Annotated in this window: 14 protein-coding genes; 1 reads left to right on the forward strand and 13 read right to left on the reverse strand. The window is 30.6% G+C overall.

Translation table 11 applies throughout. From position 1 onward, the window contains the following. Nucleotides 1-229: 229 nt before the first annotated feature. The 3 genes from AACQ14_RS13700 to AACQ14_RS13710 all read right to left on the reverse strand — a co-directional run bounded on the left by AACQ14_RS13700 (nt 230) and on the right by AACQ14_RS13710 (nt 3366). Entirely contained in the window at nt 230-1045 is an 816-nt protein-coding gene (locus tag AACQ14_RS13700) for a carbohydrate ABC transporter permease (protein WP_339364139.1), read from the reverse strand. After that, nucleotides 1045-1908 (reverse strand): carbohydrate ABC transporter permease, encoded by an 864-nt coding sequence (locus tag AACQ14_RS13705; RefSeq protein WP_339364140.1) that lies wholly within the window; start codon nt 1906-1908, stop codon nt 1045-1047. The genes AACQ14_RS13700 and AACQ14_RS13705 overlap by 1 nt, the downstream gene beginning before the upstream one ends. 156 nt (nt 1909-2064) lie before the next feature. Beyond that, complete coding sequence (locus AACQ14_RS13710) at nt 2065-3366, reverse strand: ABC transporter substrate-binding protein (protein ID WP_339364141.1); 1302 nt, start codon at nt 3364-3366, stop codon at nt 2065-2067. A 354-nt stretch (nt 3367-3720) separates the two neighbouring features. Here AACQ14_RS13710 and AACQ14_RS13715 point away from each other — a divergent pair, with 354 nt between their 5' ends. Next, nucleotides 3721-4719 (forward strand): LacI family DNA-binding transcriptional regulator, encoded by a 999-nt coding sequence (locus AACQ14_RS13715; RefSeq protein WP_339364142.1) that lies wholly within the window; start codon nt 3721-3723, stop codon nt 4717-4719. Between the two features lie 125 nt (nt 4720-4844). On the opposite strand, the gene AACQ14_RS13720 is transcribed toward AACQ14_RS13715, so the two are convergent. The 10 genes from AACQ14_RS13720 to AACQ14_RS13765 all read right to left on the reverse strand — a co-directional run. Next, nucleotides 4845-7139, reverse strand: coding sequence for a family 65 glycosyl hydrolase domain-containing protein (locus AACQ14_RS13720; RefSeq protein ID WP_339364143.1), 2295 nt, complete (start codon nt 7137-7139; stop codon nt 4845-4847). A 172-nt stretch (nt 7140-7311) separates the two neighbouring features. Next, entirely contained in the window at nt 7312-9060 is a 1749-nt protein-coding gene (gene pnpS, locus AACQ14_RS13725) for a two-component system histidine kinase PnpS (protein WP_339364144.1), read from the reverse strand. A gap of 24 nt (nt 9061-9084) precedes the next feature. Then, nucleotides 9085-9783 (reverse strand): response regulator transcription factor, encoded by a 699-nt coding sequence (locus tag AACQ14_RS13730; protein ID WP_339364145.1) that lies wholly within the window; start codon nt 9781-9783, stop codon nt 9085-9087. 68 nt (nt 9784-9851) lie between these two features. After that, the gene (gene phoU, locus AACQ14_RS13735) at nt 9852-10499 is read right to left on the reverse strand and encodes a phosphate signaling complex protein PhoU (protein ID WP_339364146.1); all 648 of its coding nucleotides are present in this window, start codon (nt 10497-10499) and stop codon (nt 9852-9854) included. A 34-nt stretch (nt 10500-10533) separates the two neighbouring features. Next, nucleotides 10534-11292, reverse strand: coding sequence for a phosphate ABC transporter ATP-binding protein PstB (gene pstB / locus AACQ14_RS13740; RefSeq protein WP_339364147.1), 759 nt, complete (start codon nt 11290-11292; stop codon nt 10534-10536). A 15-nt stretch (nt 11293-11307) separates the two neighbouring features. Further along, a complete protein-coding gene (pstA, locus tag AACQ14_RS13745) occupies nt 11308-12423 on the reverse strand; it encodes a phosphate ABC transporter permease PstA (RefSeq protein ID WP_339364148.1) in 1116 nt (371 codons plus the stop codon). Further along, the gene (pstC, locus tag AACQ14_RS13750) at nt 12423-13391 is read right to left on the reverse strand and encodes a phosphate ABC transporter permease subunit PstC (protein ID WP_339364150.1); all 969 of its coding nucleotides are present in this window, start codon (nt 13389-13391) and stop codon (nt 12423-12425) included. Before pstC ends, pstA begins: the two co-directional genes overlap by 1 nt. 110 nt (nt 13392-13501) lie before the next feature. Next, nucleotides 13502-14440, reverse strand: a complete 939-nt coding sequence (locus AACQ14_RS13755; RefSeq protein WP_339364151.1) for a phosphate ABC transporter substrate-binding protein — start codon at nt 14438-14440, stop codon at nt 13502-13504. Nucleotides 14441-14638: 198 nt separating this feature from the next. Beyond that, nucleotides 14639-16381: a methyl-accepting chemotaxis protein gene (locus tag AACQ14_RS13760; protein WP_339364152.1), complete on the reverse strand. Its 1743-nt coding sequence runs from the start codon at nt 16379-16381 to the stop codon at nt 14639-14641. A gap of 280 nt (nt 16382-16661) precedes the next feature. After that, nucleotides 16662-18009 (reverse strand): ISLre2 family transposase (locus AACQ14_RS13765; RefSeq protein ID WP_339364153.1); only part of this gene is annotated, 1348 nt, incomplete at its 5' end.

Below are 18009 nucleotides of genomic sequence, written 5' to 3' on the forward strand. Positions count from 1 at the left end.
TACAATAAGTTGACACTATCACTTTTATGCGATAATTTTACATTCTATATGTATAAATGTAAAATTTACTTATAAAAAACAGTTGTTTCCTATATTATATAGAATCCTAATAATAGATACTAGTTTACGGTTCTTAAGACTTTTTATAATAAAATAAGGACTACCTCCTGATACACCCTGTTTCAATGTATCCGTGAGATAGTTCCCATATATTTCTATGATACAATAATTAACTTTTTACACTACCTGCTGTTACACTCTCTATAATCTGCTTCTGTGCAAAGAAGTAGAAGATAATAACTGGTATTATACTAAGTGTTAACCCTGCAAGTGCTAAGTGCCATTGTTTAGTATATTGACCGAAGAAATAGAATATCCTAAGAGGTATTGTATGAGTTTCTTCATTATTAATAGTCAATGATGGTAATAGATAGTCGTTCCATATCCAAACCATATTTAACAGTGCAACTGTTATGGAAATAGGTTTCAATATTGGAAATATAACATATATATAAGTTTGCAAACTATTACATCCATCTATAGTAGCAGCCTCATCTAAACTACGAGGTATACTTTTAATAAAACCATGGTAAAGGAATATGGACAAACTGGAACCAAATCCCAAATACATAAATATTATCCCTGGTATATTTAACATGTGCAAATTTCCCATTAAACGAACTAATGGAAGCATAACAGATTGAAAAGGTATCAACATAGCCGCTATAAACATATATAGAATAAGATTAGCTATCTTATTATTTGTTCTCTGAATCATCCATGCAGCCATAGAAGCGAATATAATTATTACTATAATACTTATAAGTGTTATCAAAAACGAATTAAAAAATACTTTTATAAAATCCAGTTCTTTCCAAGCTTTTATATAGTTATCAAAATTCAAACCTTTTGGTAAGCTTAGAGTATTCAAGAACAGTTCTTTCTTCGTCTTGAATGAGTTAGTAAGTATGATATAAAATGGTGCTAAAAATAATAATCCTATTACGCTACCTATAATTCCTGTAATAACTTTATTGGCTTTCATTACATCTCCACCTCCCCTTTCTTAGAAAAATACACTTGAATAAGGGAAATCAAAGCTATAACTACAAAGAAAATGATTGCCTTTGCTTGTGCCTGACCCATCTTATTGAACTTGAATGCTGTATTGTAAATGTTAAGAGCGAGCATCTGTGTAGAGTTTCTTGGTGCTCCACCAGTTAATGACAAGTTTTGGTCATATAGCTTAAAAGCATTGGACAATGTTAAGAATAGACAAACTGTAAATCCTGGTCTTATTAATGGGAATATAATATGTTTCATTCTATTCTTGAAATTAGCGCCATCAATCTTAGATGCCTCTATAAGTTCAGTAGGTATATTTTGCAAAGCTGCAATATATATAATCATGATGTATCCTGACATTTGCCAGCACATAAGGATTACTAATCCCCAAAATCCTGTTTCTGTAGTGGATAACCATCCAAGTAGCCATTTTGCACCTGTTGCGTCACCAATCATAGCAAATACTTTAACAAATATAAATTGCCATATAAATCCTAGAATTAATCCTCCAATAAGATTAGGCATAAAGAATATAGTTCTAAGTACATTCTGGATTTTTAATTTTCTGGTTACTATTATTGCTAAAGTAAATCCTATAATATTAATTAATAATACTGATGCTACCGCAAATAAGATTGTAAAAAGAAAGGAACTGCCAAAACCCTTATCACTAAAAATTTCAGCATAATTACTAAATCCAATAAAGCTTACATCGCTTTTGATACCATTCCAGTCAGTAAAGGAATAGTATATTCCAAATATGAATGGAATAATTACTGTAATTGTAAATGCTATAAAACATGGTGCAATAAATCCATAAAAAGCTACTTTACTACGTCTCATATGCAAACCTCCTTAACTGTTTTTTGTTTTAATTATTATGCTATTTATCATAGCCTTTTATGCTGTTAATACTTCATATCCATATATAAAGCAGAAAACAGTCTATTACTTGCTAACCGTTCACTGCTTTATATTATATTTCATATTGCTAGTTTATTATTTTCTACCTTCAGCCCATTTATCTTTGGCATCTTTGATTAAGTCTTCCCATGATAAGTCACCTAATAAATATCCTTGGATATCAGCGCCTAATACGTCCATACCCCAACCTGTTGGATATCCCATGAATACCCATGGCATTGTTTTACCTTCGTTGCTGTATCTTAAAATATCTTTAGCAAGTGGATCACTTGGTTGAAGTTCATCTGATTCATATCCAGTAAAAGCAGGAATGAATTTGAAATCGTTAATGATTCTTTTCTTACCCTCATCAGAAGTATATAACCAGTTCAAGAAATCTTTTGCAGCAGCTATTTCAGCTTCGCTCTTAGCGCTGTTTACTGCCCAATAGTTAGGGATTCCAACTGGAATAGAATCTTCGTTAACACCTTCAAGTGGTAAAGGCAATAATCCAATATTTGAAGCAAGTTCTTCATCAATACCAGCTATACTTCCATATGCCCAGTTACCTTGTTGAATAAGTGCAACTCTACCGATTGAGAACATTTCTTCTACTTGTGTAGAGTAGTCTACGCTGTTTAATGAACCTCTTGTTCCATCTGGCTGATATGCATAATCTGCTTGAAGATCAAGTAATTTCTTCCATGCATCAGCATATGGCATTTCAATTGTCTTAGCTTCATAAGCTTCATTTACAGATTTGAACTCATTAGCGAATTGGATATTTGCAAGATGTAATCCTGTTACCCAAGTCTCTTTTGCTGGAAATGCAAATACTGCTTTAAGTTCTAATTCATCTTTCATAGAATCTAATTTCTTAACAGCTTCTTCAAGAGCTTTGAATGAAGTAATTGTAGCAGGATCAATATCAGCTTTTTCAAAAATTGCTTTATTGTATATCAATCCATAACCTTCTTGGTTGAATGGTAATCCGTATACTTTACCATCAACTGTAACTGAATCCAAAGTTCCAGCAAATGCTGCTTTAACCCATGGTTCTTGTGATAAATCTGCTAAGTTGTCTTTCCAATCATAAACATCTTGTAAACCACCAACATTAAATATTGCAGGTTCTTTTCCCGATGCAAATCTAGACTTTAAAGCAGCACCATAATCGTCTCCGCCACCCACTGTTTCAATATTAATAGTTATGTTTTCATTTTGCTTCATATATTCATCTGCAGCAGCTTCTAGAGCCTCTTTTGCTTCTACTTTAAATTGAAAAATATCAACAGTTGCTTTTTCCTTATCATTTGTATCAGTATTTGATTTACATCCTGCTATAGCAAATACTAATACTAGTAAAATAGATATAGTCTTAAAAATCTTATTTTTCATTTCTATTTCCCCTTTTCTCTGATTTTCTCGCAATCGCTTGCATTTATTGTGGTAATAGTCATTATCCAATGTCAAATATATGTAATTTTTTTCTTTTACATAATCTTTAGATAAATCTTTTTTTCCTTATTATGTTAGTATAACCATTATTTGCTTAGTTATTAATAATGCAACCGTTTGCCTTACAAATGAAGTATATCACGTGATTTAGAAATTGTCAACAAAAAAAAGAATTTTCTGTACCAACAGTTTATTAATACTCAACAAATTGCCTAATAATATATGGTTTAGTTGATTTTAACTTTTAATTGTTATATAATGATTTTACAATAAATCTTAAAAGGAAGTGCATTAATGTCCGTAACAATAAAAGATGTAGCTAATCGTGCAAACGTTTCCCCTTCAACTGTATCAAGAGTTATCTCCAATAATTCCAGAATCAGTGATGCGACCAAAGAACGTGTGAGAGCTGCAATGGCAGAATTAAATTATCAACCAAACTTGATAGCAAGAAGTCTTACCAATAAATCTACCAAAACCTTAGGACTTCTATTACCTGGTTCCAAAGCTGATTTGTTATTAAATCCATTCTTTGTTCAAGCAATGCGTGGTATCAGCTCTTATGCAAAAGAAAAAGGATATTATATACTTTTTACACATGCTGATAATGATGAAGACGAAGTTGAGGTTCTATCCAACCTAGTAGGTAGTCAATGGGTTGATGGAATCATCTTAACAACAGTTAAAGATAATGATAAAAGCATCGCTTTCCTCCAATATAGGAAACATCCTTTTGTAGTTATCGGAAAACCTGATGATGAAAAGATTACTTATTGGGTAGATAATGATAACATAAAAGCAATGTATGATGTTGTAGATTTATTAATTAAGAAAGGTAAAAAGAATATTGGATTCATTGGTGGTTCACATGAATTTAAAGTAACTAAGTATAGGTTACTAGGTTATTTGAAAGCTCTGAAAATCAATAATATAAAAGCAGACCTTAATCTTATATATGAAAAAGATTATACTGAAGAAGCAGCCTATGAAGCTACCAAGGAAATGATAGAATACCAAACACCTGATGCCATTGTTACAACAGACGATCTAATTGCTTTTGGAGTACAAAGAGCCCTATTGGAGCAAGGAATCGAAGATGTATCTTTAGTGGGTTTCAACAATACTGTTATATCTCAGTACAAAAAGCCAAGCATTTCATCCGTTGATATTAACGCTGAAAAATTAGGCATGTTTGCTGCTAAACTTCTTATTAATCAAATAGAAGATACCCCAATGGAAACCAATAATTATATTATCGATACAAAATTAATAGAAAGAGATTCAACAAAATAAAGGATATACTATATTATTAAAAGCATATTTACCTTAATTTATAAGTTATGGTATTAATATCTCCAATAATATAGTACATCCTTTTTATTTATATAGCTATCGCAAAGTTCTAATATTTAATTATTCTATATTTCTATTTTATTATTCTTATTTATAGTGTATTTTTGTTTAAATACATTGATAATAACGTCATCACCTGATATTAATTCTATTATTACTGAGTTACCTACTTTTACATTAAGAAGGCTGTCTCTGAAAAGAATCCTGAATGAATATTCTTGCCATGACTTTGGTAAAAATGGTGAAAGGTATAATTCATTATCTTTAACTTTCAAACCTCCAAAACCATGTACTACAGACATCCATGTACCTGCCATACTTGTTATATGAAGTCCATCGTCACTATCACAGTTGTAATTATCAAGATCTAGTCTAGCAGTTCTAAGGTATAGCTCGTAAGCTTTTTTCTCATAACCTAACTGACTAGCGATAATTGAGTAAATACATGGTGATAATGAGGATTCATGAACTGTTCTAGGTTCATAGAAATCAAAGTTACGTTTGATAGTATCTAGATCGTATCTGTCATTGAAGAAATAGATACCTTGCATAACATCCGCTTGTTTTATGAAACAAGAACGTAATATTCTATCCCAAGACCAATTTTGATTAATTGGCAGATTACCTTCAGGTAATTCTTTTACTAATATCTGCTCTTTATCCATATAACCATCTTGTTGAGAAAAAACTTTTTCCTCTTCAATATATGGATAATACATCTTATCAATTATATCTTTCCACTTATCTACTTCTTGTTCTTTTAATTCTAATTTTTGCAATAACCTATAATAGATATCACTATATTCGTTCTTTACATAGTCGAGAGCTTCCATTGCATATCCTAATGTCCAGCTGGCTATTGTATTAGTATACCAGTTATTGTTTACATTGTTCTCATATTCATTAGGACCTGTAACTCCTAAAATCATATATTTATCTTTAGCTTTATTATAATTAACTCTATCAGCCCAGAAACGACTTATCTCAACTAAAACTTCAATTCCATAATCAGCGAGATGTTTCTTGTCTCCTGTATAATTAACATAATTGTATATAGCATATGCTATGGCACCATTTCTATGAATTTCTTCGAATGTTATTTCCCATTCATTATGGCACTCTTCTCCATTCATAGTAACCATAGGATATAATGCACCCTTGAAGCCTAGTTTTCTTGCATTTTCTTTTGCTTTTTCCAGATGATTATAACGATATATCAATAAGTTTTTAGCTATTTTACTTGGTGCAGTACTTAAATAGAAAGGTAAACAATATGCCTCTGTATCCCAATATGTGCTACCCCCGTATTTTTCACCAGTGAATCCTTTTGGTCCAATATTCAATCTTTGATCTTCCCCTGTATACGTCTGATTAAGATGGAATATATTGAATCTAATTCCTTGCTGAGCTTTTTTATCACCTACTATGGTTATATCATTTTCTTCCCATTTGTTGTCCCATGTTTCTTTGTGAGCCTCAAACAAATTGTCATAACCAGATTCATAAGCTTTATTTACTGCATTAACAGCTTTATTAACTAAATCTTCATTATTATAGTCTCTATTAGTAACTGCTGAAATGTATTTGGTTAGAGTAATTTCATCTCCAGTTTTAACAGATACACTTAATAGATTAGCTACATAATCTTCTTTAGAAATTAAAGTCATTTCTTTTGGGTGGAACTTATCATTTTTATTTGATAATTCATATTTCATAGCGCATGAAACACGGAAGTCCAGTTTTTTGGTTTTCATATTAAGATAACATAAATTATCTTCTGCCTTTTTCTCTACTTCTTCCCAGAAGTATTCATCATAATTAGAATCTTCATTGACTACTTTTCCATCTAGATATGGATTCAATGTTATTTCACCATCATAGTTCAATGGGATAACAGAGTATTTTATAGCAGCTATCTCAGATTCAGCCATACTTAAAAATCTTTTACTGATTATTTTAGTTTTGTTATTGTTTTTATCAACAGCAACAAAACTTCTTTCTAAATAACCATGCTTCATATTTAGTATACGTTGAAAATCGATTACAGTACACTTTGCAATATCTAGTTCCAATCCATTAACTTTAACATCAATTCCAATAAAATTAATACCATTAAGTACTTTTGCAAACCACTCTGGATAACCGTTTTTCCACCATCCTACTTTGGTTTTGTCAGGGTAATAGATACCTGCATAATAAGTACCTGAAAGACTGTCGCCTGAGTATTTTTCTTCAAAATTACCACGTATGCCCATATGGCCATTTCCAAGACTCATAGCGCTTTCAGCTACCCTATTATATTCAGGTTCAAAACCCTCTTCTATAATAAGCCAATCATCACTATTAAAATATTCTCTCACGAATATTTACACCTACCTTTTCAGATTATTTATGTGCAAACGGTTGCGTTGATGATTAAAATTATATTATAGTTTAACAAATAAATCAAGTATAAAATGAATTATTTTTCCAATAAATTAATTCATGATTATAATAATTATGAAAATACCTACTACAAATCATATAATTCCCTTATTTGGGAAGCCTGATTATAAAAGTTGTTCCTTCTCCAATATTACTATCAACTTCTATTTTTCCTTTATAAAGCCCTACAATATGTTTAACAATAGAAAGACCAAGCCCTGTCCCTCCCATGTTTCTTGACCGTCCCTTATCCACTCTATAAAATCTCTCGAATAATCTAGGTATATGCTGTTCTTCAATTCCAATGCCTGTATCAGTCACTTCTATTATTACATCTTCTTCTGATTCATCACATGAAATCATGACACTACCTTTTTCAGTATATTTTATTGCATTATCCATAAGATTAATTATCAACTGCTTAATCCTATTCCTGTTGCAGTTATAAGTTACATCTTCCTTAACTCTAACATCTATAATAATATCTTTATTTTCTAATTTTGGGTTTAGTATTTGTACAACTTCATTTATGATTTCTCCTATATTATTATTACTGCTGTTTTTTTCATCATCCATATTTTCTATTGCAGAGAGTGATAATATATCTTGAATCAATAATGATAGTCTTTCTGTTTCAATATCAATTATATCCAAGAATCTAGCCGCAACTTTTTCATCTTTTATGGCTCCATTTTTAAGAGTATCAACAAAACCCCTGATTAATGTTAGCGGAGTGTTTAATTCATGGGTTACATTAGATACAAAATCACTTCTCATGGTTTCTAACTTCTTCATTTGTGTTATATCCCTGATTACAAGTAGAGTTCCCATGGTTTTGATGCTGGCACGTTTTGGTGCAAATATAGGATTAGCATATACTCTAATAATTTTATCATTCTTGTTATTTTTTATTACTGTTTCATCAACAATATATTCATTTTGTTGTATAGACTTTTCTAGTACATTGAAAATAGTTGTGTTACGTATTACTTCATAGATTGATTTACCTACTATATCTTCTTGTATGTTCAGTATCTGGTTCAACTTACTGTTATATAAAAATACTTTATAATGTTCATCAACGGCAATCACACCATTAATCATACTACTTAAAACCGACTCAAATTCCAGATTTCTTTTTTCCAATTTCCACATATTAAGCCTAAGTTTAACTGTCATATCATTGAATGCTTCAGCCAATTTTCCTGTTTCATCTTTACTTCGTATATATATCTTATCATTATAATTTCCTTCTGATATTTTAATTGCTGCCTGTGTCAATTGTCCTAACGGCTCCATAAATCTCTTAGTTAATATGTAAGCAATAATAACTGCTATAACAGCACCAATTAAAATACCATACACAACATATTTAATCATATCTATTGCTATATTTTGTATCTCAACCAAGGGCATAGATAACCTTAAAACACCTTGAAAACCTTTTATACTTATAGGCAAAGCAGTATATAAATAATAAGCCCCTATTGTATCACTATATCTGATTTTAGACGCAATTTCCCCTTTAATGGCACGAGATACTTCATTTCTATAAGCATGATTATCCATTTTACGATAGTCTTCATCTGAATCAGCTACAACTATACCTTCCATATCAATAACGGTAATTCTAACTTCTGATTTGCTAGAATATCTATCAGCAAAAGCTTGAAAATCCAAGCTATCTTTTTCTGCTTCGTTAGTTAATATATCTATTAATAACTGACCTTTGGTTTCTGTATCTTTTCTAATAGTATCTCTAAAATATTTGTTACCTTTATTCCATGAAAATAATACAGCTATGATAATTGTTAATGTAATTATTAGTATATAAGTTGCCATTAATTTTTTTTGCATCCTATCACACCCTTACAATAATCATTATTTATATTTGTACCCTACTCCCCTAACAGTCTTTATGTGTTCAGGATTCTTATCATCTCTTTCAATCTTTTTTCTTAAACTTCTGATATGAACATCCACAGTTCTAGTTTCTCCATAATAATCATATCCCCATATTTTATCCAATAAATATTGTCTATCGAAGACACGACCTCTATTTTTAGCTAGTATATATAATAATTCAAACTCTTTTAAAGGTAATTCTAATTGTTTATCTCTGATAGTAACCTCATGAGTAAGCTTATTAATGGTAAGTTCCCCAATATAAAGTATTTCTTCTTTTTCCTCACGGTTATTCTTATTATCTTTTGTCCTCCTAAAAACAGCTTTCATCCTTGCTAGTAATTCGTGAATACCAAATGGCTTCCCTATATAATCATCTGCTCCCATTTCTAATCCGAGAACAGTATCAAACTCCTCATTTTTAGCTGTTAACATTATAACAGGGATTTCTTTGTAAGCTTCTGTACCTCTTATTTTTCTTAATACTTCTAGTCCATCTATCCCTGGTAACATTAGATCAAGCAAAATTATATCTACATGGTTATCTCTTAATTTCCCTAGTGCTTCTTCTCCAGTTTCTGATTGAATTACATTATAACCATTGCTTTCTAGATTATAACGCAGCAATTCTAGTATATGGATTTCGTCATCTACTATAAGAACATTTGTAGCCACTATTACACCTCCTATAATATATAAAAGTAGTTATTATTATATATTATATCACAAAAAAGCACTATCTTTTATATATGTTCTCCTGTAACAGTAAATATTATCCATTCTGCAATATTAGTAGCATGGTCTCCCATTCTTTCAAGATATTTAACTATAAAAAGGAAATCTGTACATTGTTTAACTACACTACTATTGTCAATCATGAGAAACATCAGCTCACTTACTATTTTATCAAAATAATTATCTATTATATCATCTCTTCTACATACACTTTTGGCAAGTTCCAAATCTTTATTGATACAACTATCTATAGTATCTTTAATCATTTTTTTAACTTCCTCTGCCATTTGTGGTATATGAATAAGTGGTTTGATGTACTTTTCATCTGCTAGTCTAATTGTATATTCGGATATATCTGTACAATGGTCTCCTATTCTTTCTAGATCAGTAATAATTTTTAGTACAGAAGCTATATCTCTCAAATCAGCTGCTATAGGCTGTTGGGTTGCAATCAATAATAGACATTCTTTTTCAATCCTTAATTCCATATAATCAATTTCATCGTCTTTACTGATAACTTTTTTAGCTAAAGATACATCCTGTTTTTTAAGTGCAGTAATGGCATCATCTAATGATTGCTCTATAAGTGTGCCCATTTTTATTAAATCTTTATGAAGTTCATTAATTTTCTTTTCAAAATTATATCTAATTGGCATAGTTTGTCAATCCTCTCAATATTATAATAATCAATCAACCGAATCTTCCTGTTATATATTCTTCTGTTTTACTGTCCTCCGGATTACTGAATACTTTTTCAGTCTTATCATATTCTATTAATTCTCCTAGCAAAAAGAACGCTGTCTTATCAGAAATTCTAGCAGCTTGCTGCATATTATGTGTAACCATTATAATTGAATAATCTTTCTTAAGTTCAGTTGCCAAGTCCTCAATCTTCATAGTTGAAATTGGATCAAGTGCAGAAGTTGGCTCATCCATTAATAATACTTCCGGCTCTATAGCTAATGCTCTTGCGATACATATTCTTTGTTGTTGTCCTCCAGACAGACTAATCGCATTTCTCTTCAATCTATCTTTTACTTCATCCCATATTGCAGCTCTACGTAAACTTTTTTCAACAATTTCATTAAGTTCACTCTTCTTCTTGATACCATGAGCTCTTGGTCCGTATGCAATATTATCATATATACTCATAGGAAATGGATTAGGTTTTTGAAATACCATTCCAACTCTTGTTCTTAATTTTATTACATCAATATCTCCATAGATATCTTCTCCATCTATTTTAATGGAACCATCAACTTTTACTCCTTCAATGAGATCATTCATTCTATTTAGTGTTCTAAGAAATGTTGATTTACCACAGCCTGATGGACCGATTAAAGCTGTTATCTCATTGGTGTTGATGTTCATATTTATATTTTTCAATGCCTTGAAATCTCCATAAAACAAATCAAGATTTTCTACTGTAAATTTTACATTATTATCCATTTTTTCACCTCTATATTATGCATTTGACTTATTAAGTTTTCTTGATATTAATTTTGATAGTGTATTAAGTATTAAGATAAGAATTACTACGATTGATCCAATGGCACATGCCATACCTATATCCCCTTGTTCCTCTGCTACAGCATAAGCTTTAACTGTTAATGTTGCCCCAGATGAAAATAGATTTTTAGGTACTCTAGCTACCGTACCTGCAGTAAGTAATAATGCTGCTGACTCTCCTACAATTCTTCCTATACTAAGTATAATTGCCACAACTATTCCTGATACAGCATTTGGTAATATTACCTTTCTAATAGTTTGTAATTTAGTAGCTCCCAACCCTAATGAGCCTTCTCTATAGGAATTAGGTATAGCCTTAAGTGATTCCTCTGTCTGTCTGATAATGACTGGCAGTAATATAATACTAAGTGTTAAAGAACCAGCCAAAATGGAATAGTTGAATTTTAGGAATACCACAAAGAAAATCATTCCAAATAATCCAAATATGATTGATGGAATACCTGCCAAACTTTCTGTAGCGAATCGTATTAATCTTACTAGTCTACCAGGTTTCGCATACTCAGTTAAATATATAGCCGCAAAGATACCAATAGGACATGCAACTATCAATGATAATAATATTGTCAACAAAGTAGTTATAAGCATAGGAAATATTCCTTCACCTTTATTGGTTACTTTAACTAAGATAGTATCTGTGTCAAGATTATTTATAACATCATTCAGTTCTAAGACTGTTAAGTTCTCTGCTGATTTCCCAGCAACTTTTTTAATTATATCTCCCTTTCTCAACTTGAATGATTCACCTTTTTTATCCACTGCTTCCTTAGCCTTTGACAACTTATCGATTGATGTTATAACAGGATAATTAGTATTCTCATATTCTTTTATTTCAAAATCAAACCCTAACTTGTTATTTATACTGTTTTCAGAAACTGGTATAGTTACATAAGTTGTTTTTGAATCATAATTTGAAGTAATGAAATCCAGATTTACATATTTTAATCCGTTAACAAAAACAAATCCTATTATCCATAATAAAATTCCCACAGTAAAAGCTGTTGCCAGACCAATGAATCCGTACATTATTTTGTCTTTTATACTTCTGTTCATTATTTTTCTCCTGCCTTTGCTGTTATTCTATTTAAAATAAGATTAAGTATGATAATAAATATAAATAGTACTACTCCTGTGGAAAATAGTATCTCTTGATGCAATCCAAACGCATAACCCATCTCCATAGCAATGTTAGTCGTAAGCGGCCTTATAGGGTCCCATATACTAGTTGGAATTCCAGCTATTGGATTACCAGCTACAAGCATAACTGCCATTGTTTCGCCTATAGCTCTACCTATACCAAGTACAACCCCTGCTAGTATACCTGATTTTGCAGCTGGTAATATGACTTTGAATATAGTCTGTATCTTGGATGCTCCTAAACCATAAGAACCTTCTATATATGCCTGTGGTACAGCATTGATTGCACTTTCTGATATAGTTATGACCGTTGGTAATATCATAATTGTCAATACCATTATAACAGCTAATAATGACTGTCCTTGAGCTCTCGGAGAAATATCCATAATCTTAGGTACGATAATCCCAAGTCCAAAGACACCATAGATAACCGATGGTATACCAGCTAATAATTCCACTGCTGGTTTTATTATTTTTTTAATGTTTTTTGGTGCTATCTGTGATATGAAAACAGCTGACAATATTCCTATTGGCACACCTATGATTATGGCTCCTACAGTAGCCATAAGCGAACCGCATATCATATATAAGATACCATACAAAGCACTGCCTATATTATCATTAGGTCTCCACTGGGTACCTGTTAAGAAATCAACCAAACTATATGTTCCTTCAGCATTACCAGAGAAAAATGGTTGTAATCCTTTGTAGAACACAAAAAAAGTTATAGCCGCTACACAAATAACTGCTATACATGCATTAAGTAAAAACATTTTTTTAGCTACCGACTCAAGCAATTCACGTCTTTTATCTATTTTCATATCAAATGTTTTATTATCCGTTATTTTATTTTTTTCTTTTACCATATTCAAATTTATATCCATACATCTTTCTCCTAACCTAAACGATATATAAACTCAAAAAGACCAAATCAATTATTTTAAATCAATCAAAGGAGCTGTCTCATATACAGGACAACCCCTTATATGATATATTAATTTACTTTGATGCCGCCTTTTTCTTCTACAATATTCTGTCCTTCAGGACTTAGTATGAAATCTACAAAAGCTTTACTTTCTTTTGTCATATTTTCTTCTTTGTATATTAGTAAGAATGGTCTTGATATACTATAGTCTCCACTAACTACATTTTCTGAAGTAGGTTGGACTCCATCAATTTTGAAAGGTTTTATTGTATCGTTTATATAAGTGAAAGATACATATCCTATAGCTTTATCATTTTTAGCAACAGTAGTTTGAACATTTCCGTTTCCTTTAGCAATTATAGCTTTTTCTGTTAATGCATCTTCAAAATCAACTATTTCTTCAAAAGCTCCTCTTGTTCCAGAACCATCTTCTCTTGAAACAACCACTATTTCTTCATCTTTTCCGCCAACATCTTTCCAATTAGTGATTTCGCCTTTATAGATTGCTTGCACTTGTTCCTTAGTCAATTCGCTAACTTCATTACTTGGATGAGTTATAACAGCAACACCATCATATGCAATAGCAACTTCTGTTAATCCCCAATTCTTTTCTTCTGTTTTAAGATTTCTTGAAGCTGTACCTAGAATTGTTACACCATCTTTTGCGTTTTTAATTCCGTTTGATGAACCAATTCCCTCATAAGTCACTTCTACATCTGGATTTAATGCCATAAATTCTTCAGCTGATGCAATTCCAATTTTCTCAACAGAAGTTGAACCTGAAACTGAAACTAAACCACTTAATTTATCATCATCTTGATCAGTATCTTTACTTTCATCTGTATTAGTATTAGTGTCCGTGTTATTGTCTTTATTATTGTCTACGTTACTACTTGTTTTATTGTCATCAGTTGTTGCTTTGCTGTCTGTATCACTTTTACATCCTGCAAAAGCTACCATAGATACAACTATAAGTGCTACCATTAATACATTTCTAAATTTTTTCATTTACTTTGTCCTCCCAATTATTATTAATATAATAATTCATGTTTTATTTTTTTGTTATTTAATACATATATAATGTAACACCTATCTGTTAAAGCAATATAATGCTTATGTTAAATCTATGTAAAGTACTTGATAATAAAATAAGGGAGTCTATAAACTACTCATAGACTCCCTTATTATAAGAATTAATTGTTTTGTTTATTTAATCTTAAATTTTAATATGTCATCTTGTAACTCTCCTGCTAGATTAGCTAATCCATCACTGGAACTAGTTATCTCTGACATAGTCATTGTTAATTGCTCTACTGAAGCAGACATTTCCTGTGTACTAGCAGCATTTTCTTCTGCTAAAGCAGACAGATTCTGAATGGTATCTATGATAATATTCCTTTTATCTTCCATTTCATTTGATGACATATCCAGCTTATTAATAATATTTATTGTATCTTTTATACTGTTAGATATTTCGTCATACTTTCGCTCAGTTGATCTAGTTCTTTCTAATTGAGTATTAACAATTGTATCTATTTCTTTCATTGTATTTACCGTATTATTAACATTGATTTGTAATGTTGTTACGATATTATCTATTATATTAGTTGATTTAGTAGACTCTTCCGCTAACTTTCTGATTTCTTCTGCTACAACTGCAAACCCTTTTCCTGCTTCACCTACTCTAGCTGCTTCAATAGCTGCATTTAGAGCAAGAAGATTAGTTTGCTCAGCAATTGCTGTAATCACTTTACTAAGTTGACCAATCTCTTTTGCACTTTGATCTGTTTTCTTAATATCTTCACTAATAGATTTTGCCGCCTCTTTTGATGCAGTAGTTATAGTATTAAGTGAAGTAATCTCTTTTAATCCTTCTTTTGCTAATGAATTAACTTTCTTAGATTCATTAGATAATATCTTTGTCATATTAAAATTATCTTGAATAATATCTCCAAGTAATGAAACATTGTCAGATGCCTTGCTAGTGTCTTCTGCTTGCTGTGAAGCCCCTAATGCAATTTCTTCCACTGTTCTTGCAACTTCTTCTGAAAAAATTGTTGCTTGTTGTGAACTAGATGAAAGTTCCTCTGAAGATGTAGCAACACTATTAGCCAATCCCTGTATTTTATGTATTAAAAGTCCTAAATTCTCTATAATACTTATGAAAGATTTACTAAGTTTCCCAATTTCATCCTTTTTGCTAGATAAATTATCGTTAATTTCAATAGTAAAATCCCCTTTTGCTACTAATTGAGAATATTCAGTTACCCTTTGAATTGGTGTTGCAATCTTATTACCTATAATATAAATAATAATTAGTATAACCAACAATAAACCTAATGCAAATATGAGAAGATATCTTATTAAATCAGATAAGGAATCATGGATAATTACTTTAGCCTGCGTTTTAGGAACCCCAATGAATAATATAAGATTAATCTTTTCATTTTTATCAATTATAGGTTCATAGGCAGATATATAATCTATCCCAAATAAAGTAACATCTCCAATATATCTATCACCACTCATAACAGTTTCATAAGAGTTATTGGTTTCTTTTAAATAAGTTCCAACAGCTCTTTCATTATTATTCATTATGTTAGTTACTACACGCCTATATCCTTTTTCATCTCTAACAAAAATAGTTGCAGCTACCCCTAATTTATCTTTTATTGTATCAACAACTTGATTTTCTAATATAATTTCCTTACCGCTTTTATTATATATCTTGTTATTTTGATATTGTATTTCATCTATTTGGCCATAACTATTTTGAAAAAATGCTTTTATAGATTCAATGTTTGATTCTAATTGAGTTTGATACAACCTATCACCAAGATTATCCAAACTTTTAGAAGAAAAATATACAATTCCAAAATCCATCAATAATATACTAATAGCAACTAATAGTGCAATCAAAAGAATTAATCTGGTTTTTATACTTTTCATATGTTATCATCCTCTTTTGGTTTATTGTTTATAGTAATTTCCCCTTATATTCTCTTTAAAAAGTCATCTCCTTTCTATTATTAAATTTAACTTTAAATACTTCTATCATTATATTTAATGATCTGTGTTATGACATTTTATGCCATAAATAGATATTAATAATATTACCATAATTTCCAAAGAATTTCCATTTTTATTTATATAATAGATAGTGTCAACTTATTGTAGGAAATTATTTTCAAATTTTCCCTATGCTATAATATCATCCTGAATCTTTTATTTAAATAGCATTTCTTATGGCTTTTAGCGCTTTATATAAACCATTTGTATGTCCTATATTAATTGCTCCTAAATTGTCTATTACTTCATTGTTTCTACTTTCTATTTTTTTGTTAAGTCTTTTATTTAATTCTTTTCTGTTTTTACTTTCTGCTTTTACATTTATTTTTCTATAACTCATTATATCTCGGATGTCTCCACCATTTTCCTTAAATGCTCTTAATCTTGCTATATTATCAGCACCTTTTTTACTCCATCCCATTGGCCGACTACTCATCCTTGAAGCTAACACATGGCTTATATGTCCCTCAGCACTGCATCCAATTACATTTTCTTGTTCATATATTTCTATTCCTGACCAATTATTCAGTATGTATTTATAGGCCTTATATATATCTTTTTTCTTTTGTTCTGTTTTTGCTTTCCCTATTATTTCTGTCATATCTTTTATAAAATACTCCTTATCGCCTTCTCGTATATCATCTAGTACTTTTGCTTTATCAACTTCGTCATATCCTCCCATTGCCCTTGTCATCGCTTGTTTAATGTGAAATTGATCCAGTACAAACTTACACTTTGGTAGCGTTTCTAAACCTCTTTTAATCCAACTTGCACCATCTCCCATAAGGTAGATTCTTTCTATCTTTTCTTCTTGATAATTCTTTTTTATATAGTTATAAACGTCTTCAAAAATTTTTTGAGATTTGTACTTAACACCTGAAAAATAGTGAGCATTTTTTAAGGTTTTTCTCTTCTTACCTACTGATTTTTTCCCTTCATGAACATACACTAACTTGGTTATGGTTTGACTTCCATTTTGTAAAGCTATATGATCTTCATCAGCCTCAACATATAGCACCTTAATTTCTTTTTTATTTATGGCTTCAACTTCACTTTTTATTTCATCTTCTTCATATTTATGTACAATATTTTTGACAGTTTGTCTCGTAACTATTTCTCGACCTGATTCTTGACCACTTCTTTCGTAGGATGTGTCTGCTGCGTTTTCCAATAGCTTTTCCTCTAATTCACTGCTTATTCTCTGGCGAGGTGTAAGTCCTAATATATCATCAACTAAATGTGTGTATTTACCTGTTATTTTATGCTTGTAATAACGTCTTTCATAGTTAAGAGTTCCCATGATGGTCATCAATGAATTCTTTTCACTTATTCTCACAGGCACCCAACTTTTTTTCCTTTCTGGCATCTTAAATATCTCATAATCTAAATTTTTTATATGCTCATTAATTAATTCCCTTCCTAATTGGTCTGTCATTTTTCTTATTTCAACTACCAATTGATCAAGCTTTTTTACATCATTCATACAGTCCATTGTTTTTTCCGTAAAT

Source organism: Vallitalea maricola (assembly GCF_036985595.1).
Lineage (GTDB): Bacteria > Bacillota > Clostridia > Lachnospirales > Vallitaleaceae > Vallitalea > Vallitalea maricola.